Source organism: Brevibacillus borstelensis, from assembly GCF_003710865.1.
In the GTDB taxonomy this organism is placed as follows: Bacteria; Bacillota; Bacilli; order Brevibacillales; family Brevibacillaceae; genus Brevibacillus; species Brevibacillus borstelensis.
In genome coordinates, this window is the sequence record NZ_RHHO01000110.1 from 1 (window position 1) to 879 (window position 879).

1 pseudogene is annotated in these 879 nt (G+C 52.0%); it reads left to right on the forward strand.

The window, feature by feature from the left end:
* Positions 1–15: 15 nt before the first annotated feature.
* A pseudogene (locus tag EDM54_RS26165) lies at positions 16–879 on the forward strand (sucrose-6-phosphate hydrolase); the annotation flags it as partial.

Sequence of the window (879 nt, forward strand, 5' to 3'; positions counted from 1 at the left end):
GGCGCGAAATTTTAGGCTCATGTGGCGACAAATGAATTTGTTGAGTGGCAAGAGAAAGAAACCGCGCTTGCGCCAGGCGATTGGTATGACAAGAAAAGCAGTTATTCCGGAAACGCCATTGAAATAGACGGACGGCTCTGCCTGTTGTACACAGGCAATGTCCGTGACCGAGAAGGCAATCGTGAAACATATCAATGCCTCGCCGTATCCGAAGACGGAAAAGTGTTTGAAAAAAAAGGAGTCGTTGCGCGTCTCCCGGAAGGCTATACCGCTCATTTCCGTGATCCGAAGGTTTGGAAGAAGGACGGGACGTATTACATGGTGCTCGGCGCGCAGACAGAAAATCTCACCGGAAGCGCTGTGCTGTTCACATCAGAGAACTTGACGGATTGGACGTTTCTCGGTGCGATTGCGGGGGCGGATTGCGGCGGTCTCGGGTCATTCGGCTATATGTGGGAATGTCCGGACTTGTTTTCTCTGGACGGAACCGACGTGCTGCTCGTATGTCCGCAGGGGCTTGAAGCTGACGGGATAAAATATCATAACAGCCATCAGGCGGGCTATTTCCTCGGCAGACTGGATACAGAGCAGCTTGAGTTTAAGCACGGTGAATTCACGGAGCTTGACAGGGGATTTGATTTTTACGCGGCGCAGACGCTGGAAGACGATAAGGGACGGAGGATTCTGTTCGCGTGGATGGGTGTCCCCGATCAGCAGGAGGACAAACATCCGACACATGCGTATCACTGGGTTCACTGCTTGACGATGCCGAGAGAGCTTTCACTGTCAAACGGCAGAATCATACAGCGTCCGCTTCAGGAAATGAAATTACGCCGCACGGATGAGAAAAAGCGCGGTCTTCAATTGAATCGATCGTCA